Raw genomic sequence first — 20679 nt, 5'->3', positions numbered from 1 at the left:
TTCGCTCCGGACTGTCATGAGACACGACCGCGCTACTCATGCCACTCCCCGCTCGGTGAGCAGGTCACGCAGCCGGGCGACGACCTCGTCGATGCCCAGCTCGGTGGTGTCCAGCACGACGGCGTCCGGCGCCTGGGCCAGCGGGTTGACCTTGCGGGTCGAGTCGAGCCGGTCCCGGCGGGCCAGGTCGGCGGCGGTGGCCGCCACGTCGGCGGCGTCCTCGGCGCTGCGCCGGGCGGCACGGGCCGCCTCGGAGGCGGTGAGAAAGACCTTCAGGTCGGCGTCCGGCGCCACGACCGAACCGATGTCGCGGCCCTCGACCACGATCCGACCGGCGTTGGCGATCATCTCGCGCTGCCGGGCGACCAGCAGCTCACGGACCGCCGGCACGGCGGCGACGGCCGAGACCGCCCCGGTCACCTCGGCGCCGCGGATCTCCGCGTCCACGCCCACGCCGTCGACGCTCACGGCGTACCCCTGCGGGTGGGTGCCGATGTGCAGCTTGACCTCGCCGGCGACCTTCGCCACCGACGCGGTGTCGGTGAGGTCCACGCCGGAGCGCAGCACAGCCCACGTGACCGCCCGGTACATCGCCCCGGTGTCCAGGTAGCGCGCACCGATGCCGACGGCGAGCCGCCGTGACACGGTGGACTTACCCGAACCGGACGGCCCGTCCACAGCGACCACACATCGCCCGGCCCGTACGTTTTCCTCCACCGTGTCCTCCTCAGCCCGTACCTCACGGATCGCCCGGTGCTCTGGCGCCGCAAGCGGTTTGTCAATCGTCGTCAATCATGCCCGGGGTCCGTGGCGGACCCACGCGCGACGCCGCCCGAGGCGACCCACGCCACCTCCGGCGGCCGCGTAACCGGCCGTCGCGAGCCTACCGGCAGCCGTACCCCGAACTCGGGGGTCAGTCACCCACCGCGTGGAACAGGGCGGCGACCTCCGCGTTGGTCAGCCGCCGGATCCGCCCGGTGCGCAGTTCACCCAGCCGGATCGGCCCGATCGCGGTACGCACCAGCCGGGTTACCGGGTGCCCGACCTCCTCCATCAGCCGTCGGACGATGTGCTTGCGCCCCTCGTGCAGGCTCAGCTCCACCTGGGCGGATTTACCCAGCGTGTCCACCACCTTGAACGAGTCGACCTTGACCGGCCCGTCCTCCAGCTCGACACCGGCCAGTAGGCGCTTGCTCAGGTTGCGCGGGATCGGCCCGACCACCTCGGCGAGGTAGGTCTTGAGCACCTCGTACGAGGGGTGCATGAGCTTGTGCGCGAGGGTGCCGTCGTTGGTGAGCAGCAGCAGGCCCTCGCTGTCCGCGTCGAGCCGCCCGACGTGGTAGACCCGCTGCTCCACCCGGTTGCCGATGAACTCGGCCAGCTCGTTGCGGCCCTTGTCGTCCGCCATGGAGGTGACCACGCCGCGCGGCTTGTTCATCGCCACGTAGACCAGGCGGATGTCGACCTGCAGGCGCTCCCCGTCCACGTGGATCACGGAGGTGGCAGGGTCGACCTTGTCGCCGAGCTTGGCGACACGCCCGTCCACCGTCACACGGCGCCGGAAGATCAGGTCCTCGCAGGCACGCCGGGAACCCACGCCGGCGGCGGCGAGCACCTTCTGCAGGCGCTCCGCCCCCTCGTAGACGGGGGCGTCGGACTTCGGGGAACGGTTATCGGGTCGCATCAGCAAGCTCTTCTACGTCGTCGGGCAGGAAGGGTGCGAGGGGTGGCAGCTCGTCGACGGTGTTCAGCCCGAGCTTCTCCAGGAACAGCGTGGTCGTCCGGTAGAGAAACGCCCCGCTGTCCGGTTCGGCGCCGCACTCCTCGACGAGGCCGCGAGTGACAAGCGTACGGATGACGCCGTCGCAGTTGACACCCCGGATGGCCGAGATCCGCGACCGGGTCACCGGCTGCTTGTACGCGACCACGGCCAGAGTCTCCAACGCCGCCTGGGTCAGCCGCACGGACTGCCCGTCCAGGACGAACCGCTCGACGTACGTAGCGTATTCCGGCCGGGTGTACAACCGCCAACCGCCCGCGGCCCGGCGCAGCTCGAACCCGTGCCCGGCGGCCGTGTAGCCGGCGGCGATCTCGTCGAGCATCGGCCCGATCCGCTCGGCCGGCTGCTCCAGCACCTGGGCCAGGACCAGCTCACTGACAGGCTCGTCGACGACGAGCAGGATCGCCTCCAGCGCGCCGCGCAGCTCGGCGTCGGGCAGCTCCGGCGCGGGCTCCGGCACAACCGTCACCCGCCGCCGCCCCACACCTTCCCGCCGAGGTACGTCCCCAGCCCGCGACTCCCCCACCCCAGCCCCAGCCCCAGCCCCAGCCCCAGCCCCAGCCCCAGCCCCAGCAGACGGGATCACCTCACCGGCCTCGTCAAGCTCACCGGACTCAAGCGATTCGACCGACTCCTCAGAGATCTTGGACGATTCCGGCCCCTGGAGGGGCAGTTCGCTACCAAGATCTCTGGGAGCTGACGGTGGGACGGCGACGGGCGAGAGTGTCGGCCGGTCGGTCTTCAGTTCCTCGGCGGCCTCGTCGACCTCGGGAGCCTCGGGAGTCGTGGCGGTGGGGGCTGGCGGGCGGGGGCGGTTCCACGGGGGGACCCAGGCGGCAGCCTGGTCGGCCAGGGAGTCCTCGCGTTCCTCATCACTCATCCCGCTCACCCTCCGTCGTTCCCGTCCCGCCCGGCCCTCGGGCCTCCCCCGCCGATTCCGGTCGGACCACCATCAACTCCGGCCTGTCCGACACCGGCTCCGGCCTGTCCGACACCGGCTCCGGCCTGTCCGACACCGGCTCCGGCCCGACCACCGCCGGCTCCGAGCCGTCCGACTCCGACCCCGGGACCGACACCTGCTCGGGGTCGGCGGGGGTGCCGGCGTACTCGTCGACGTGCAGGTCGGTCTCGCCGTCGACCGGGCCGGTCCAGCGCACGGTCAGCTCCTCCAGGGCCTGCTCCTGCACGAAGGCCACCAGACCCTCCCGGTACAGCTCCAGCAGCGCCAGGAACCGCGCCACCACCTCCAGGGTGGCCTCGCAGTCCGCGCACAGCAGGGAGAACGTCGCCGTGCCGGCCCGGCGCAGCCGGGTGGCGAGGATCGCCGCGTGTTCGCGGACGCTGACCCGGACCATGTGCACGTGGGCGATGGACACCTCCGGCACGGGCTTCGGCGTCATCGCCCGCACGGCCAGCTTCAGCAGCCGTTGCGGGCCGATGCCGAGCACGAGGTCGGGCAGCGCCTCGGCGTAGCGGGGTTCCAGGCTGACCGCCCGGGGATACCGCCGACCGCCGACCGCCTCCAGCTCGGCGATGTGCGTCGCCGCCTCCTTGTACGCCTTGTACTGCAGCAGCCGGGCGAAGAGCAGGTCCCGGGCCTCCAGCAGGGCCAGGTCCGCCTCGTCCTCCACCTCGGCGGAGGGCAGCAGCCGGGCCGCCTTCAGGTCGAGCAGGGTCGCGGCGATGAGCAGGAATTCGCTGGCCTCGTCGAGGTCCCAGTTGTCGCCCATGGCGCGGATGTAGGCGATGAACTCGTCGGTGACCGTGTGCAGGGCCACCTCGGTGACGTCGAGCTTGTGCTTGCCGATCAGTTGCAGCAGCAGGTCGAACGGGCCGGTGAAGTTGGCCAGCCGCACCGTGAAGCCGGACGTCTCGGCGGCGGGCGCGGCGTCGGTGAGCGCGGCGTCGGTCGTCAGCACGCCGTCGACCTCCGCGGCCAGCTCGGCGGCCACCGTCGGGGCGGCGACCTCGTGCGGGCCGGCCGGCGGGTCGAGGGGTGGCGCGGTCACCGGACGACCGTAGTCCACGAGGCGGGCACCTGGCGTTCCGGCTACCGCTCCGACTGGGCGGCGATCACCTCGCGGGCCAGCTGACGGTAGTTGCGCGCCCCGGAGGACGCCGGGTCCATCGTCGTGATCGGCGCACCGGCCACGGTGGACTCGGGGAACTTCACCGTCTTGGTGATGACCGTCTGGTAGACCTTGTCGCCGAACGCCTCGACCACCCGCTGGAGGACCTGGCGGCAGTGCGTGGTGCGGCTGTCGTACATGGTGGCGAGGATGCCCTCGAGCTCCAGGTCGAAGTTGAGCCGCTCACGGACCTTGTCGATGGTGTCCAGCAGCAGCGCGACACCGCGCAGGCTGAAGAACTCGCATTCGAGCGGGATGAGCACGCCGTGCGCGACGGTCAACGCGTTGATCGCCAGCAGGCCCAGTGAGGGCTGGCAGTCGATCAGGATGTAGTCGTACTCCTTGCGGACCGTGCGCAGGACCCGGGCCAGGGCCATCTCCCGGGCGACCTCGTTGACGAGCTGGATCTCGGCGGCGGAGAGGTCGATGTTTGCCGGCAGCAGGTGCAGCCCCGCCACGTCGGTCTTGATGACGACGTCCTCGGCGATGATGTCGTCCTGCATGAGCAGGTTGTAGATGGACAGGTCGAGGTTGTGCGGGTTGACCCCCAGGCCCACCGAGAGCGCGCCCTGCGGGTCGAAGTCGACGAGCAGCACCTTGCGGCCGTACTCGGCGAGCGCCGCGCCCAGGTTGATGGTGGTGGTGGTCTTGCCGACGCCACCCTTCTGGTTGGCCATCGCGATGATGCGCGCCGGACCGTGCCGATCGGTGGGCATCGGCTCGGGGATCGGCTTGCGCATGGTGTAGGCCGCCGGATCCGCCGGACCCAGGTCCGCGCCGAGCGTGGCCTGCTGCTCGCGGAGCTCCGACGTCCAGGTCTCGGCACGGTCACCGTTGCCAGCCATGTCCTCGTTGCCCCCTCCCGACGACCCACCCGGCGTCGGAGCCGTCCGACGTCCTTCGCGGCGCCGCTGCGCACCCCGGTCATGTCGCCCCAGGAGGTCCGCGCCGATGCCGACTGTACGCCACCGACCAGCAGGGCGTTCGGCACCGGCCCGGCGTGTCGGAGTCGGCGGCCGCCGGGGTTCAGCCGAGGGCGCGCGGGTGGGCGGTCGCGTACACCTCGCGCAGCCGCTCCACGGTGACGAGGGTGTAGACCTGGGTGGTGGTCACCGAGGCGTGGCCGAGCAGTTCCTGCACGACCCGCACGTCGGCGCCGCCGTCGAGCAGGTGGGTGGCGTACGAGTGGCGCAGGGTGTGCGGGGAGACCGCCGCGGCGCCCTCGATCGGCAGGCCGGCCCGCCCGGCGGCGCGGCGCAGGATGGCCCAGGCGCCCTGCCGGGACAGCGCTCCGCCGCGCGCGTTGAGGAACACCGCGGGGGTGCCCCTGCCGCCGGCGGCCAGCCCGGGGCGGGCCCGGACCAGGTAGGCGCGGACGGCGTCGACTGCGTACCCGCCGATCGGCACCAGCCGCATCCGACCGCCCTTGCCGCGCAGCAGGACGGTGCCCTCGTCGGTGTCGAGGTCGTCGATCGCGGCGCCGATCGCCTCGGAGATCCGCGCGCCGGTGCCGTACAGGAACTCCAGCAGCGCCCGGTCGCGCAGCGCGAGTGGCGCGTCCTCGCCGGTCGCGGTGATCGGGCCGGCGGTCTCCAGGAGCCGGACCACGTCGTCGACTCCCAGCGCGCGGGGCAGCCGGCGCGGCGGGGTGGGCGGGCGGACGTCGCGGCTGGGGTCGGCGCCGGCCAGCCCCTCGCGCAGCGCGAAGCGGTGCAGGCCGCGGACCGCGCTGGCCGCGCGGGCCGCGGAGGACACGGCGAGGGGTGGATGGTCGTCGTCGCCGGCGCGCAGTCGGGCCAGGTGCGATTCGACGACGCCGGCGCCGACCGACGCGAGGTCGGCGACGCCGGCGTCGGCCAGGGTCGTGAGATAACGATCCAGATCCCGGCGGTACGAGGCGAGGGTGTTCGCGGACAGGCCGCGCTCGACTGTCAGGTGGTCGAGGTAGCCGCGGACGGCACGGCGCAGGGCCGGCGCGGGCTCCGCGCCCACGCCGGCCTGCTGCGCGACCCCGCTCAGACCGCCACCCCGCTTCAGGCCAGGACGTCGGCCAGCGGGAGCACGCTCATGCCGTGCGCTTCGGCGACCGGGCCGTAGGTGACCTGGCCGTCGTGGGTGTTCAGGCCCAGGGCGAGGGCCGGGTCGCGGCGCAGCGCCTCGCGCCAGCCGTGGTTGGCCAGCTCCAGGGCGTACGGCAGGGTGACGTTGGTCAGCGCGTAGGTGCTGGTGTTCGGCACCGCGCCGGGCATGTTCGCCACGCAGTAGAAGATCGACTCGTGCACCTTGTAGACCGGGTCGGCGTGCGTGGTGGGGCGCGAGTCCTCGAAGCAGCCGCCCTGGTCGATGGCGATGTCGACGAGCACGCTGCCCGGCTTCATCCGGGAGACCAGCTCGTTGGAGATGAGCGTCGGGGCCTTCGCGCCGGGCACCAGCACCGCGCCGATGACCAGGTCGGCGTCGAGCACGGCCCGCTCGACCTCGTACGCGTTCGAGGCGATGGTCTGCAGGTGCCCCCGGTAGATGGCGTCGGCCTGGCGCAGCCGGGCGACGTTCTTGTCCAGCAGCAGCACCTCGGACTGCAGGCCCAGCGCGATGGCGGCGGCGTTCATGCCGGAGACGCCGGCGCCGATGACCACTGTCTTCGCCGCGTACACGCCGGAGACGCCGCCGGGCAGCACGCCACGCCCACCGCCGGTACGCATCATGTAGAAGGCGCCGACCTGCGGGGCGAGCCGGCCGGCCACCTCGGACATCGGGGCGAGCAGCGGCAACGACCGGTCGGGCAGCTCGACGGTCTCGTACGCGATGCCTGTCACCTTGCGGTCGACAAGCGCGTCCGTGCACTCCTTCGAGGCGGCCAGGTGCAGGTAGGTGAAGAGCACCTGCCCCTCGCGCATCCGGTGGTACTCCTCGGCGATCGGCTCCTTGACCTTGAGCACCAGCTCGGCGGTGTCCCACACCTCGTCGGCGGTGGCCAGGATCGTGGCGCCCGCCGCGGCGAACTCCTCGTCGGTGATGCTGGAGCCGACGCCGGCGCCGGACTCGACGAAGACCTGGTGGCCGCTGCGGGTGAACTCGTTGACGCCCGCCGGCGTGATCGCCACGCGGTACTCGTGGTTCTTGACCTCGCGTGGGATTCCGACCTTCACGATGCAGACACCTCTCTTCGGGGCTGAGTTCCCCCGACTGCGCGGTGCCACGACGGCTCCGTTGCCGCCGCGGTCCACCGGTTCCCCCCGACTGCTCGGTGCCACGACGGCCCCATTGCCGCCGCGGTCCACCGGTCCCGCCGGCGGCAGTCTAGGCGCGCCCGGCCCCGTCGGGAGCCAGCACAGTGGCATCCGGTGCCCGGGTGACCTGACGGAGTGTCAGGGCGCCGAACGGGCCGGCGGTGCGACGTCACCTCAGCCGTCAGGACAGTGTTCGCCCATTATCGTCCCATCTGCCGTGTGGCGGTACGGACAGCGGGCGAGTGGATCACTAGTGTGTCCGCCCATGACCACTCCTCCTTACCAGCAGCCCGGGTACGCCCCGGGTTACTCCGACAAGAGCAAGGTCGTCGCGGGCATCCTCGGCATCCTGCTCGGCACCTTCGGGGCCGGTCGGTTCTACACCGGACACACCAAGATCGCCGTTCTCCAACTCGTCGTGAGCATCGTGACCTGCGGTGTTGGCGCGCTCTGGGGCGTCATCGACGGCATTCTGATCCTGGTCAACGGCGGCACGGACGCGCAGGGCCGGACGCTGCGCGACTGATAGACCAGACACGGCGAAGGGGCCCCGCGGTTGACCGCGGGGCCCCTTTCGTCCGTACACCCTGCCGATGCTGGACCGGTTGCGGCGCTCAGCGCGGCAGCGGCGCGTCCGCCCGGCGCAGCTGCGTGAAACCGGAGTCCCGGGCGCGGGCGGCGGCGAGCAGACCGGCCACCGCGGACGCGTTGGTGATCTCACCGGCCAGGACCATGTCGACCGCCTCGTCCAGGGCCATCCGGACGATCTGCAGGTCGGCCTCCTCGTCGCGGCGCTCGTGGCGCTCCGCCGCCGGCACGTCGGCCAGGTCCCGGGCCAGGTAGACCCGGACCAGCTCGTTGGTGAACCCCGGCGAGCTGTGCAGGTCGACGAGCGCGTCGATCCGCCCGGCCGTGAGGTCGGCCTCCTCGGCCAACTCCCGCAACGCGGCCGCGGGCAACTCCTCACCGGAGACGTCCATCAGCCCGGCCGGCAGCTCCCACAGGTGCCGGCCGACCGGGTGCCGGTACTGCCGGATCAGCACCACCTGGCCGGCGTCGTCGAGGGCCACCACGGCCACCGCCCCGACGTGCCGGACGAGGTCACGCTGCGCGGTCCCACCGCCCGGCATGGTCACCTCCTCGGTGACCACGTCGAAGATCCGACCCCGGTAGCGCTCCTCGCGGGAGCGCACCTCGTAGCGGTGCTCGACCGCGCTGGTGTGGCCGCTCGCTCGCTCGCTCGGGTCGCTCACGACGCGGACGTCGCCTTCGTGGCGGCGCCGTTGCGGGCGGCCTTGCGCGTCGACGGGGCCTCCGACGCGGCCTCCAGGTCGACAGGCAGCTGGTCGGCCTGCGAGTACGTCACGGCGGCCTTGACGAACGACGCGAACAGCGGGTGCGGGCGGGTGGGGCGGCTCTTCAGCTCCGGATGCGCCTGGGTGGCCACGAAGAACGGGTGCAGATCCCGGTCCAGTTCGATGAACTCGACCAGCCGGCCGTCCGGGGAGGTGCCGGAGATGTGCAGGCCCGCCTTGGTCAGCGCGTCCCGGTAGGCGTTGTTGACCTCGTAGCGGTGCCGGTGCCGCTCGCTGATGTCGGTGCTGCCGTACGCCTCGGCGACGATCGAGCCCTCGGTCAACGTCGCCGGGTACGCCCCGAGCCGCATGGTGCCGCCCAGGTCGCCCTTGCCGGCGACGATGTCCTCCTGGTCGGCCATCGTGGCGATGACCGGGTGCGCGGCCTGCTCGTCGAACTCCAGCGAGTTGGCGCCGTCCAGGCCGGCCAGGTGCCGGGCCACCTCGATCGTCATGCACTGCAGACCGAGGCAGAGGCCGAGCAGGGGGATGCCGTTCTCCCGGGCGTACCGGGCCGTGCCGATCTTGCCCTCGATGCCCCGGACCCCGAACCCGCCCGGGATGAGGATGCCGTCCACGCCGGCCAGGGCCGCCGCGGCGCCGGCCGGGGTGACGCACTCGTCGCTGGGCACCCAGCGCAGCTGCACCCGCGCCCGGTGACCGAAACCAGCCGCCCGGATCGCCTCGCTCACCGACAGGTACGCGTCCGGCAGGTCGACGTACTTGCCGACCACGGCGACGGTGACCGTGTGCCGAGGGCGGTGCACCCGCTCCAACAGGTCGTCCCAGCTCGCCCAGTCCACGTCCCGGAAGGAGAGGTTGAGCCGGCGCACCACGTACGCGTCGAGCCCCTCGCGGTGCAGCACCTTCGGGATGTCGTAGATGCTCGGGGCGTCCGGGGCTGCGACGACCGCCTCGGTGTCCACGTCGCAGTACAGCGACAGCTTCTCCTTGAGCTTCACCGGGATCTCCCGGTCGCAGCGCAGCACGATGGCGTCCGGCTGGATGCCGATGTTGCGCAGCTGCGCCACGGAGTGCTGGGTCGGCTTGGTCTTCAGCTCGCCCGACGGCGCCAGGTACGGCACCAGCGACACGTGCAGGTAGAAGCAGTTGTCCCGGCCCAGGTCGTGGCGGACCTGGCGGATCGCCTCCAGGAACGGCAGCGACTCGATGTCGCCGACGGTGCCACCGACCTCGGTGATCACCACGTCGGGCAGGACGCCGTCGTCGTCCGGATCGGCCATCGCCAGGATCCGCGACTTGATCTCGTTGGTGATGTGCGGGATGACCTGGACGGTGTCGCCCAAGTACTCCCCCCGGCGCTCCTTGGCGATCACGTCGGAGTAGATCTGGCCGGTGGTGACGTTCGCCTTGCCGGACAGCGCCCGGTCCAGGAAACGCTCGTAGTGCCCGACGTCGAGGTCGGTCTCGGCGCCGTCCTCGGTGACGAAGACCTCGCCGTGCTGGAACGGGTTCATCGTCCCGGGGTCGACGTTGAGGTAGGGGTCGAGCTTCTGCATCACCACGCGCAGGCCGCGCGCGGTCAACAGATTGCCGAGGCTGGAGGCGGTGAGGCCCTTACCCAGCGAGGAGGCGACGCCCCCGGTGACGAAAATGTGCCTGGTCGTCCGTGCTGATGGGGCCAAGGCCTGCTCCCGTGTCGTCTGTCGCGGTCATGCAGACCGCCGTGCTCGATCAGCAAAGTGATCACGCGATCCACGGGATTCCACGGTAACACCTCCCTGGCGGGTACTCGCAGGCCGCACCCCGGGCGGGACAGCGCCCGGCCACCGGGTCCACGCCCGGCGGTCAGGAGGCGGCAACCTCGGTCGATGGTCGAGTGACCGGCGCGGCCGGTGTGTCCGCCGGGCGGCGCTGCGCCGGCGCGGGAGGCGTACCGGCCGCCGCGCCCGCCGCCGGGCGCTCCGGAGGCGGCTGCGCGGGCCCGTCGGCCACCGCAGGGACCGCGGGCGCGTCGTCGGGGGCCGGGGGAAGCACTACCGCTGGTGGAGGCGCGGTGGGTGGAGCGCCGATCGGCCGGGGATGACCCGCCCCCAGCGGCCCACCACCACCGGTCGGGCCGTCACCCCCGCCGGCCGGGCCGTCGCCCCCGGAGCCCGAGTCGTCGTCGGCCTCGTTCTCCCGGACACGGCCCGTGCCCGGCCGGGTCCGGTCGGCGGCGTGCCCGAGGACCCGCAGCGACGCCAACGTGGCCATCGGCACCACCAGGGCGGCAGCCGCGCCCGCCACGTCCAGTGCCGCGCCGTCGAGCACGCCACCGAGCACCGCCGCGACCGCCGTGCCGCCCAGCGCGGCCCGCACCGCCGGGTAGATGCCGAACAGCCGCATCAGCCCGCCCCACGACTGCAGCAGGACGAACCACACCAGCAGCCCACCGGCCAGCGCCAGCACCGTCAACGGGCTGTTCACCAACGTCTCGAAGTTCGCCGTGCTGGACCGGTGCACGGTGAACCCGCCGGTGCCGTCGCCCACCGCGGACAGGAACCGGCCCAGGCTCCCCCGCTCGGCCGCCGGCCGGCGCAGGTCCACCACTGCGAAGCCGATGCCGACGGCCAGGGCGGCCATGGTCGCCCAGGCCAGTCGGGTGATGGTCAGCCAGCCACCGGCGCTGATGGCAGCGGCCACGCTCAGCCCGGCGGTCAACGCGATCGCGCCGACCGGGTCCGCGCCCAGGTACGGGCTGCCGACCACCACCACTGCCAGACCACCCACGGCGACCATCACGGCGGGCCGCCAGCGGCGGTGCACCCGCTGGGCGAACCACCCGCCGGTCACCAGCGCGCCGGCGATGAACACCCCCAACCCGACAGTGCTCAGCCCGGCGTACCGGCCACCCTGCAACGCCGAGTAGCCGATGACGCTGTTGAGCTGGAGGCTCGACCCGGTGAGCACGTCCAGCCCGACGGCCAGGGTCGTGAGGCCTGCCACCGCGCCGAACGGACCGAGGGTGCTCGCGTACCCGGGGGCGAACCGGACCGCCGCGGTGCCCCCCGCGACCAGCAGCACGGTGACACCGGCGAAGATCCACCCGGGGTGCTCGCCCCGCCACCAGGGAACGGCGTCGGCGAGCAGCGCGGCCGGGACCGTCAACGCGGCCGCCACCAGCAGCAACTCCGCCACCGCCACGACGCGGGCGGAGACCGGGGACGGGCCGGTCGGGCCTGCGTGCGGTCGGGCTCGGCGTAGCAACGGCAGTACCGCCAGGGCCAGCAGCACCTGCAGCCCGGCGAGCAGGGCGAAGAACCTGCCGGAGACGGCCCGCTGGGCGGCCGCCTCCCGGTCGGCATTCGCCGGCGCTTTAGTCGCCTCCATCAGGTCGGCCGGCCGGCCGCCGGTGCTGACCGCCGGCCGGCCGAGGAACAGCCGCTCGGGCATCGGCCGGCCCAGCGCGGCCAGCGCCGTCGGCGCGAGGTCGACAAGTTGCAGGTAACCGTCGCGGCCGGTGCTGGCCGAGGTGAGCCAACCCCGCTCCCAGCCGGGCCCGTCGGCGACCGCCACGTGCAGCCGCGACGGCTGCTCGGTGTCGGAGATCCCGGCGACCAGCACCAACGACCGCTGCGGCCGGGCGGCCAGCACCCGGGCCAACTGGGCGTCGGCCGCCCGCGCCTGCACGGCACGTTCCGCCGGGTCGGTCCCCTCGACCGTGCCGAGGTCGACGATGCTCAGCACGCACGAGCCGAGCAGCTGGCGCGGATCGGCGGGCAGACCCGCGGCGTACCTGTCGACCCGGCCGAACGGGCGGGCGGCGGCCACGGCGGCGCCCGGACCCACGGCGACCGAGCAGCGCACCGACTCCGACAGCGACCCGGGCATGGTGCCCCAGGGCAGCCGCTGCTGGTTGTACTGGACCACGCTCTCCTGGTCGGGCAGGTTCGCGCCGATCCCGTCCGGTTGCTCCACGGCCACGCCGGCCGGCGGGCAGCCACCGGCAGGCCGGGTGCCGTTCCACGCGGCGAAGCTGCCCGCGCCGAGGGTCAACCACCCGTCCACCGGGCAGGTGGGCCGGTGCGCGGACCGCACCGACAGGGAGCCGATCGAGCCGTCCTGGGCCATCCGCCACAACGTCGGGGTGCTCTGCTGGTCGACGTCCTCCCAGCGCAGCCCGGCGATCCCGACCAGCACCACGAAGTCGGCGGTGCGCTGCGGGGTGCCCTGGGGTGGCCGGGCGGCCAGCGCGGTGACGCCCAATACCACCACGAGCACTGTCAACAGGGCGGGAGCGAGTCGACGCAGCATCACCGGTGTCCCGTCATCGGCGCGTCGGACCCGGGAGCCGCCGGACCGATCGGTCGGGCGGCCAGCTCGGCGTAGAGGGCCGCCAGCACTGTCACCGTGTCCGTCTCGGTGGGCCACGTCGCCGCCCGCTCGGCGCCGCGCCGACCCAGCTCGGCCCGGGCCGCCGGGTCGTCCAGCAGCGCGCGCACCACCGCGTCGACCGCGTCCACGTCGCCGGCGGGGATCAGCGCGGCGGCGTCGCCGACCAGCTCCGGCAGGCCACCCACCGCGGTCGCCACCAGCGGCACGCCGGCCCGCATCGCCTCCTGGGCGAACAACTGCCGTGCCTCCCAGTCGCTGGTGACCACCGCCAGGTCGGCGCCGGCGAGCAGGTCGGCCACGTCGGTGCGGTGCCCCAGCAGGGTCACCGGTGCGCGGGCCGCGGAGGTCCGCGCGGCCAACGGCAGGTACGCCGGGCCACTCCCGGCGATCACCACGACCGGCGGTGGGGTACGCGTACGCCAGCGGGCCGCCGCGTCGATCAGCACGTCGTAGCGCTTCTGTGGGTGCAGCCGCCCCACCGAGACGAGCAACGGCTGCTCCGGTCGTACACCGAACTCGGCGCGGACGGCGGCGCGGCGTCGACGCGGCGCGGGCAGCGCCGGGGCGGCGACCGGGGCGAGTCGGGCGTCGACGGCGCCCAGCGCGGCGGCCCGCTCGACCAGGTCGGTGGACGCGCCGAGAGCCACTCGGGCGCCCCGGGCGACCACTCGCTCGACGAGTCGCGAGACGCCGCCGCGCAGGCCGCCCGCGAGGACCGCGTTGTGCCAGGTCACGACCACCGGGGCGGACGGACGGGCCAGCACGGCGACGAGACCGGCGCGCAGACCGTGCGCGTGCACCACGTCGACAGGCGCGGCGGCGAGCGCCCGCCGCAGGGCGAGCACCGCCCGCGCGTCGGCCGGGGTCGGGCTGGCCGGGATCTCCACCGGCTGGAAACGCGCGCCGACACCCGTGAAATCGAACTGCTCCTGCGTGGACGCCGGCCCGCAGACCAGCACCGTGGCACCGGACGCGACGAGCCCGCGCGCCACCGAGCGGACATGCTGGCCGACCCCGCCGGTGCTGGACGCCAGCAGCAGCGCCACGGAACCTCGCCAACCACTGGTTTCCGTCATTCCGGCCACCGCCGGTTCCCGTTGACAACGCTCACCGAACCGCCGTCTCCTTCCCGTCGCCCCGCTCCGGGGGGACCGCGCCCGGCGTCGACGTGCCGGACCGGCCCCGCGGCCCTCGCCGGCCGAGGCGGCGTACCACCCCGGTCAGTAGCGGCCGTACGTCCCGCCGGTCGACGAACCAGACCACGACGAGGAACACGACACCGACCAGAACCCCGGACAGCATGCCCTGACCGAGTGCCGCAAGCGTCGTCGGGGTGCCGCCGTCCAGCCTGTCGAGCCAGCGACTCAGGCCCAGCCCGGCGAGCGCGGCGAGCAGCCCGGCGAGGCCACCGGCCGCAGCGGCGCGCGCCGCGCCGGCCAGTGCCGGTCGGCCGGCGCTGCGCAGCACCGCCGTGACCAGTAACACGCCGAGCACCACCATGCCCACCGAGTTGGCGGACGTCACGGCGAGCACGCGGTCGCCCAGCGGCAGGAGCGCACGGAGCACCAGGACGACGGGCGGCACCACCAGGAAGCCGATGGCGGTCGCGGCCGTCGCCGCCCGGGTCTCGCCCCGGGCGTAGAGGGCCCGGGTGAGGATCGCGAAGAGGCCGTAGCCGACCAGGCCCGGCGCGTACCCGATGATCGCGGCGGCGGCCGTCGGCGCGGTGGATGCCGGGAAGAAGAAGTGCCCGACCGGGCCGGCCGTCCCGATCAGCGCGGCCGCGCCGAGACAACTGAACAGCAGCACTCCCCGCACGGCCGGGGCCAGGGTCGCCCGGTAGCCGTCCTCGTCGCCGGCCGACCGCGCCGCCGCGAGGGTCGGATAGGCCGCGACGGCCAGCGGCACCGCCAGCACCGCCCACGGCAGCAGGTAGACGGTCTGCGCCAGGTTGTAGACGCTGGGGTTGGTCGCCGCACCGTACGTGACCTGGCTCAGGCTGACGATCAGGGCGATCTGCTGGGTGGTGACGGTGACCGCGCCTGCCACCGCCAACCCGCCGACGCGGGCCCGCGCGTCGGTGGTGAAGCCGAATCCGGGGCGCAGCCCGAGGCGCAACCGGCCGACCGGAATCAGCAGCGACAACGACAGCACCACCACACCGAGGGTGGTGCCGCCGGAGAGCAGCAACTCGCCGCCTCGGCTCACCTCGCCGACGGTGGCGTACCGGCCCTCGGTCGCGCCGAACACGAGGTAGACGACGATGACGGTGAGGCTGGACAGCAACGGCGCGAGCACCGGCCAGGCGAAGCGCCGGTGCGCCTGGAGCACCCCGGTGAGCACGATGCCGATTCCGTACAGCGGCAGTTGCGGCGCGAAGACCCGCAGCATGCGTACTCCGCTCTGCTGCTGGGCGGCGGTCAACCCGTCGCCGAGCAGTCCGATCACCGGTCCGGCGGCGAACACCACGAGCAGGGCGAGCGGGACCAGCAGGGCCAGCGTCCAGGTCAGCAGCGCCCCGGTGGTCCGGGCGACGGCCGTCCGGTCGTCCGCCGCGACCGCGCCGGCCAGCAGCGGTACGACGAGGCTGGCCAGCGCTCCCCCGGCGACGATCTCGAAGATGAAGTTCGGCACCGCGTTGGCCACCACGTAGGTGCCGCCGAGGTCGGTGTGGCCCAGGCCCACGGTGAACACGGCGGTACGGCCGAAGCCGGCGAGCCGGCTGAGCACGGTGAGGACGGCGATGAGCGCGGCTGCCCCGGCCAGCCGGCCGGCGCCGGCGAGGGGTGCCGGTCTGGTCACGTCAGTCGGCGCGTCGGCCCAGCGCGTCGAGCTGCCGCAGGCCCGGGGTCCGCTGGATCACCGCCGTGAAGCTGATCTTCTCGCTGGCGGCGGTCAGCCCGGTGAGCACGGCGAGCAGACCGGCCCGGCCGAGAGGGCCGCTGCGGGCAGCGAGGGCGACGCCGAGCAGGGCGCCGAGCGCGTTCGCGCCGCTGTCGCCGAGCATCACGTCCTCGGACAGGTCGTCGCGGAGCAGGCCCGCCGCGGCGCCGACCGCGCCGGCGGCGATCCCGCCGTGCGGGCCGCCGGCCAGCGGCGCGCCCAGCAGCAGCCCGGACTTGATGGCCCGGCCGGGCCGCAGGTCGAGCAGGTTGAGCAGGTTGGCGGTGCCGGCGATCACCCCGGCGCCGAGCAGCACGTCGACACCCCGACCGAGTGCGCCGTGGCGCTGGCGGCGCGGGTGCGCGGCGACCCGGGGGTCGGCGGCGAGCAGCGCGGCCGCGCCCAGCCCGGCCGCGCCCACCCCGATGACCTTGACCAGCCCGGCGGTGACCCGACCCTCTCGCAGCGCGGCGAGGTGCCCGGCGAAGCCCTTGGCCGTCTTCTGCTCCGGGCGGGCCCCGACCACGTCGTCGTAGAGCCCGACACCGCCGGCGCCCAGGCCCGCGACCAGGGCAGCGCCACCGGAGGCGGCACTGGTGGCGCCGAACACGCCCGCGGCTGTCGCGCCGGCGGCGAGCGCCGGCCCGGCGGCGAGCGTCACCGTACGGCCCCGGAAGTTGGTGCGCTCCAGCGCCGGCCCCACCGGGGCGGTCCGCACCTCGCGCAGCGCGTAGCGGGCGGCGGCCGCGCCGGCGCCGGCGATCAGCAGCCGGCCCAGCATCCTCACGCCGTCACCTCGCTCGGGCGCAGGGTCGCGTCGGTTCCGGACACGGGGGTACGTCGTTCGCTCACTGGGGCAGTCTAGGCAACAGGCCGGAGGCGGCGTTGTCACCGACGCCGTACTGGCCGGCCTTCTTCTCGGTGAGCTGCTGTGCCAGGGCGAGGCTGCTGACGAACTGACCCTGCACGGTGTTGGCGTTGTCGACCGTGGAGATGGTCTGGGACAGCACCGGGTCGCCGCGGACCACCGACACCACATTGCCGCCGACGGAGCCGTTGCCGCTCACCACGATCGACCCGGTCCGGTCGAACTGTTCGGCGATCTTGACGACCGACTCGTCCCGCTTCTCGGAGTCCTTGTCGACGTACGGCTGCCCGCTGACGACGACGACCGCCTCGGCCGACCCGGTGACCTTGTTGTCGTCGGTGGTGAGGTAGCCCGCGTTGTTGTAAGCGGCGAGCACCGCCCGTCGGTCGGCGTCGCTGACCGGCGCGACGCCCTGCGGCCGGTCCAGCAGGACGCTTGCCAGCAGCGCGCTGGAGGTCTCGACGCCGTGCCCGTTGCCGGGCAGGCCGGTGGTCTGCGCGGTCGGGCGGGCGGCGGTGACGGCCAGCTCCAGCAGGTTGGAGTTGTTGTCCGGGTTGATGAACTTGTCCTGCAGGTCGACCCGGCCGGTGATGGTGGCGCCGGCCTGCTGGATCTTCTTGAGCACGCCCTCGGTGTGGTCGCGCCCGTTGGGCAGGCTGAGCACCACCACCCGGCGACCGGTCAGGGTGCCGGGGAGAACGACCTGGGACACCTGCTCGGCGAACTCCTCCTCCAGCCCGAGCTGCTTCTCCATGCTGTTGACCTGCTGCCGCAACTGCTGGTTGTCCTTGCGCAGTCCGGTGACCTGCTCCTTGAGCGAGTCGGCGACCGGACCGTTGAGGGCGGCCGTGCCGACCACCAGGCCGATCGCCAGAGCCAGGAAGACCGCGGTGAGGGACACCACGTGGTAGCGAAAGTTGATCACGCTTGCAGCCTCTTGATCGGTCGGGAACTAGAACAGCCGGTACAGCTGGAACACGAAATTGTCCCACCACTCGGCGACCACGCCCAGGTACGCCTTCCCGACGGTGGAGACCGCCACCGCGGAGGCCATCGCCGCGATCGCCGAGAGCAGCAGCAACAACAACGACGAGCCGGAGATGCTCTGCCGGTAGAGCCGGCTCACACCCTTGGCGTCGACCAGCTTGCCCCCGACCTTCAACCGGGTCAGGAACGTCGAGGCCATCCCACCGCGCCCCTTGTCCAGGAATTCGACGAGCGTGGCGTGGGTGCCGACCGCGACGAGGAGGGACGCGCCCTTCTCGTCGGCCAGCAGCATCGCCAGGTCCTCGCTTGTCGCCGCGGCCGGGAAGGTGATGGCCGGGACGCCGAGGCCGTTGACGCGGGGCAGGCCGGGCGCCCGCCCGTCCGGGTAGGCGTGCACGATCACCTCGGCGCCGCAGCGCAGCACGTCGTCGGTGACCGAATCCATGTCCCCGATGATCATGTCGGGGGTGTAGCCGGCCTCGACCAGCGCGTCCGCGCCGCCGTCCACGCCGATCAGGACCGGCTTGAACTCCCGGATGTACGGGCGCAGCACGTCCAGGTCGGCCTTGTAGTCGTAGCCGCGCACCACGATCAGGCAGTGCCGACCCTGGATCTGGGTCTGGATGTCCGGGACGCCCACGCCGTCGAGCAGCAGGTCGCGTTCCTGGCGCAGGTAGTCCATCGTGTTGGCGGCGAACGCCTCCAACTGCACCGACAGCCCCTCCCGGGCGTCGGACATCGCCTTGGCGACCGACTCGGCGTCCTGCAGGATGCCGTGCGCCACCGGCTCCTCGCCGGCGAACACGGTGTTGCCATCGATCCGCACCTGGTCGCCCTCGCGGATCCGCTCGAAGACGCCCTCCCCGAGATCGTCCAGGAGCGGGATGCCGGCGGCGATCAGCACCTCCGGCCCGAGGTTGGGGTAGCGGCCGGAGACCGACGGCTTGGCGTTGAGGACCGCCGCGACACCGACAGCGACCAACGAGTCGGCCGCCACCCGGTCCAGGTCGACGTGGTCGATGACCGCGATGTCACCGGGGCGTAGCCGACCGACCAGGCGTTTTGTCCGACGATCAAGGCGCGCGGTGCCGAGGACTCTGCCCGGCTCCGCGTTTCGGTTCCGGCGCAACGTGGGTAGACGCATCGTGACCATCCTGGCATGTGAGGCAGGCAAATCTGTCGCGACATGCCTGAGCAGGGCCGCCTATCCAGGGAAGCACACCCCGGCACAAGCCGGTGTGCTTGCGCTCACAATACGCGGCGTCACAACCGCCTTTCCTTGGCGGCGACGGCCAGAAGCTCCTCGGCATGAGCGATACCCAGATCCGAATCGGGCAAACCGGCCAGCATCCGGGCCAGTTCCCGGGCGCGCTCGGTGTCCTCCACGACCCGCACCCCGCTGGTGGTCACCGCGCCGCCGGTGTCCTTCGCCACCACCAGATGCCGGTCGGCGAACGCGGCCACCTGCGGCAGGTGGGTGACGACCAACACCTGGTGGCTGCGGGCCAGCCGGGCCAGCCGACGGCCGATCTCCACCGCGGCCTGACCGCCGACGCCCGCGTCCACCTCGTCGAAGACAAGCGTGGGCGGACCGCCCGAGCCGGCGAAGACCACCTCGATGGCGAGCATCACCCGGGACAGCTCACCGCCGGAGGCGCCGCGCTGCAACGGCAACGACGGCGCGCCCGGGTGGGCCAGCAACCGCAGCTCCACCTCGTCGCCGCCGTCCGCCGCGACACCCGCCTCGACGCCGTTGACCGTCAGCGTCGGCTCGGCCCGCCCGGCCGGTCGGGGCAGCACCGCCACCTCGATCCGGGCGTGCGGCATGGCCAGACCGGCCAACTCCACGGTGACCTGGTCGGCGAAGCGGACCGCCGCCTCCTGCCGGGACACCGACACCCGGGAGGCCAGGTCGGCCACCTCACCCGCCAGCCGCTGCCCCTCACGGTCCAGCTCGTCGAGCAGGTCGTCGGACGTGTCCAGGTCGGACAGTCGGGTGCGGGCCCGGTCGGCCCAGGCGATCACCCCGTCGACGTCGTCGGCGTACTTGCGGGTCAACGCCCGCAGCGCGGCCCGCCGCTCGTAGACGTGCTGCAACCGGGCCGGATCCGCGTCGAGGGTCGCCAGGTACGCCGACAGCTCCGCGGAGACGTCGGTCACCAGCGTGGCCGCCTCCTCCAGGCGGGCCGCCAGCTCGCCCAACGCCGGGTCGGTGCCGGACTGCGCCTCCAGGGTGCGTCGGGCCGTGCCGAGCAGCGCCGTCGCGTCCGGTGTCTCGTCGGCCGCCTCCGCGCCGCCGGCCACGCACTGCTGGGCCACCTGAGCGGCCGTCCGCAGACCCTCGGCGTGCTCCAGCCGCTGCGCCTCGGTCTTCAGCTCGTCGTCCTCGCCGGGCTGCGGGTCGACGCGGGTGATCTCGTCGAGGCCCAGCCGCAGCAGGTCTGCCTCCTGGTTGCGCTCGCGGGCGTTGCGCCGCCGGTCGGCCAGGTCGTCGACCACCCGCCGCCACCCGGTGTACGCCTCACGCAGCGCGTCGAGCAGCTTCTCGTGCGCCGGCCCGGCGAACCGGTCCAGAGCGGCCCGCTGCTCGGCCGGGCGCAGCAGCCGCAACTGGTCGGACTGGCCGTGCACGGCCACCGCCTGCTCGCCGACCTCGCCCAGCATCGACACGGGCATGCTCCGGCCGCCGACGTGGGCCCGGGAGCGGCCCTCCACCGTCACCGTGCGGCTCAGCAGCAGCGAGCCGTCCTCGTCGGGCTCGCCACCGGCGTCGCTGATCCGGGCGTGCACCGCGTCGGCGACCCGGCCGGAGAGCCGCAGACGCCCCTCGACCACGGCCCGGCCCGGTTGGGCACGGACCCGCCCGGCGTCGGCCCGGCCGCCGAAGAGCAGGCCGAGGCCGGTCACCACCATCGTCTTGCCGGCACCGGTCTCGCCGGTGATGACGTTCATCCCGCCGGTCAACGGCAGCGTGGTGTCCTCGATGACGCCGAGTCCGGTGATGCGCAGCTCTTCCAGCACAGCACCCGACAGTAGACGCGAGGGCCGACAGTTGACCAGCCGACGGGCCCCACGACCCGGGCCCCGATGCGGCCCGCACCCCGCCGAC

At 73.2% G+C, this 20679-nt stretch carries 16 protein-coding genes and 1 pseudogene; 1 reads left to right on the top strand and 16 read right to left on the bottom strand.

Annotated elements, in window-relative coordinates; translation table 11 throughout:
- Nucleotides 1-36: 36 nt before the first annotated feature.
- From cmk to ald, 7 genes are all read right to left on the bottom strand, one after another.
- On the bottom strand, nt 37-717 hold the full coding sequence (cmk, locus tag AB0K10_RS30065) for a (d)CMP kinase (RefSeq protein WP_363689097.1): 681 nt from the start codon (nt 715-717) through the stop codon (nt 37-39).
- Between the two features lie 196 nt (nt 718-913).
- Nucleotides 914-1684 (bottom strand): pseudouridine synthase, encoded by a 771-nt coding sequence (locus AB0K10_RS30060; protein WP_358105347.1) that lies wholly within the window; start codon nt 1682-1684, stop codon nt 914-916.
- A complete protein-coding gene (gene scpB, locus AB0K10_RS30055) occupies nt 1671-2660 on the bottom strand; it encodes an SMC-Scp complex subunit ScpB (RefSeq protein ID WP_363689095.1) in 990 nt (329 codons plus the stop codon). Before scpB ends, AB0K10_RS30060 begins: the two co-directional genes overlap by 14 nt.
- Nucleotides 2653-3789, bottom strand: a complete 1137-nt coding sequence (locus AB0K10_RS30050) for a segregation/condensation protein A (protein ID WP_363689093.1) — start codon at nt 3787-3789, stop codon at nt 2653-2655. Before AB0K10_RS30050 ends, scpB begins: the two co-directional genes overlap by 8 nt.
- 41 nt (nt 3790-3830) lie before the next feature.
- Nucleotides 3831-4754: an AAA family ATPase gene (locus tag AB0K10_RS30045; protein WP_030487987.1), complete on the bottom strand. Its 924-nt coding sequence runs from the start codon at nt 4752-4754 to the stop codon at nt 3831-3833.
- A gap of 181 nt (nt 4755-4935) precedes the next feature.
- A complete protein-coding gene (locus AB0K10_RS30040) occupies nt 4936-5901 on the bottom strand; it encodes a site-specific tyrosine recombinase XerD (RefSeq protein WP_363689091.1) in 966 nt (321 codons plus the stop codon).
- Between the two features lie 41 nt (nt 5902-5942).
- Nucleotides 5943-7058, bottom strand: coding sequence for an alanine dehydrogenase (ald, locus tag AB0K10_RS30035; protein ID WP_363689089.1), 1116 nt, complete (start codon nt 7056-7058; stop codon nt 5943-5945).
- Between the two features lie 270 nt (nt 7059-7328).
- On the opposite strand from ald, the pseudogene AB0K10_RS30030 reads away from it, so the two are divergent.
- Nucleotides 7329-7665 (top strand): annotated as a pseudogene (locus AB0K10_RS30030) (TM2 domain-containing protein).
- A gap of 88 nt (nt 7666-7753) precedes the next feature.
- On the opposite strand, the gene AB0K10_RS30025 reads toward AB0K10_RS30030, so the two are convergent.
- The 9 genes from AB0K10_RS30025 to recN form a co-directional block, all read right to left on the bottom strand.
- The gene (locus AB0K10_RS30025) at nt 7754-8392 is read right to left on the bottom strand and encodes an NUDIX hydrolase (protein WP_363689087.1); all 639 of its coding nucleotides are present in this window, start codon (nt 8390-8392) and stop codon (nt 7754-7756) included.
- Nucleotides 8389-10140, bottom strand: coding sequence for a CTP synthase (locus tag AB0K10_RS30020; protein ID WP_363689085.1), 1752 nt, complete (start codon nt 10138-10140; stop codon nt 8389-8391). Before AB0K10_RS30020 ends, AB0K10_RS30025 begins: the two co-directional genes overlap by 4 nt.
- A gap of 163 nt (nt 10141-10303) precedes the next feature.
- A complete protein-coding gene (locus tag AB0K10_RS30015; protein ID WP_363689083.1) occupies nt 10304-12751 on the bottom strand; it encodes a hypothetical protein in 2448 nt (815 codons plus the stop codon).
- Nucleotides 12751-13908 (bottom strand): glycosyltransferase family 4 protein, encoded by a 1158-nt coding sequence (locus AB0K10_RS30010; protein ID WP_363689081.1) that lies wholly within the window; start codon nt 13906-13908, stop codon nt 12751-12753. The genes AB0K10_RS30015 and AB0K10_RS30010 overlap by 1 nt, the downstream gene beginning before the upstream one ends.
- A 31-nt stretch (nt 13909-13939) precedes the next feature.
- The gene (locus tag AB0K10_RS30005) at nt 13940-15634 is read right to left on the bottom strand and encodes a lipid II flippase MurJ (protein WP_363689079.1); all 1695 of its coding nucleotides are present in this window, start codon (nt 15632-15634) and stop codon (nt 13940-13942) included.
- 1 nt (nt 15635) lies between these two features.
- A complete protein-coding gene (locus AB0K10_RS30000; protein WP_363689077.1) occupies nt 15636-16502 on the bottom strand; it encodes a hypothetical protein in 867 nt (288 codons plus the stop codon).
- A 61-nt stretch (nt 16503-16563) separates the two neighbouring features.
- Nucleotides 16564-17508, bottom strand: a complete 945-nt coding sequence (locus tag AB0K10_RS29995) for a copper transporter (RefSeq protein ID WP_363689075.1) — start codon at nt 17506-17508, stop codon at nt 16564-16566.
- Between the two features lie 27 nt (nt 17509-17535).
- A complete protein-coding gene (gene steA, locus AB0K10_RS29990; protein ID WP_363689073.1) occupies nt 17536-18714 on the bottom strand; it encodes a putative cytokinetic ring protein SteA in 1179 nt (392 codons plus the stop codon).
- Between the two features lie 119 nt (nt 18715-18833).
- Complete coding sequence (gene recN, locus AB0K10_RS29985) at nt 18834-20591, bottom strand: DNA repair protein RecN (RefSeq protein WP_363689071.1); 1758 nt, start codon at nt 20589-20591, stop codon at nt 18834-18836.
- Nucleotides 20592-20679: the final 88 nt, after the last annotated feature.

Source organism: Micromonospora sp. NPDC049274, from assembly GCF_040678875.1.
Taxonomy (GTDB): domain Bacteria; phylum Actinomycetota; class Actinomycetes; order Mycobacteriales; family Micromonosporaceae; genus Micromonospora.
The sequence above is the reverse complement of the archived record's forward strand: the minus strand, read 5'-3'. Positions and strand labels throughout refer to the sequence as shown.

What these genes read in the sequence shown, in the direction of transcription:
- AB0K10_RS30015 (WP_363689083.1), bottom strand. Translation starts at nt 12,751, where the DNA reads ATGCTGCGTCGACTCGCTCCCGCCCTGTTGACAGTGCTCGTGGTGGTA.
- AB0K10_RS30045 (WP_030487987.1), bottom strand. Translation starts at nt 4,754, where the DNA reads ATGGCTGGCAACGGTGACCGTGCCGAGACCTGGACGTCGGAGCTCCGC.
- AB0K10_RS30060 (WP_358105347.1), bottom strand. Translation starts at nt 1,684, where the DNA reads ATGCGACCCGATAACCGTTCCCCGAAGTCCGACGCCCCCGTCTACGAG.
- steA (WP_363689073.1), bottom strand. Translation starts at nt 18,714, where the DNA reads ATGCGTCTACCCACGTTGCGCCGGAACCGAAACGCGGAGCCGGGCAGA.
- AB0K10_RS30010 (WP_363689081.1), bottom strand. Translation starts at nt 13,908, where the DNA reads ATGACGGAAACCAGTGGTTGGCGAGGTTCCGTGGCGCTGCTGCTGGCG.
- scpB (WP_363689095.1), bottom strand. Translation starts at nt 2,660, where the DNA reads ATGAGTGATGAGGAACGCGAGGACTCCCTGGCCGACCAGGCTGCCGCC.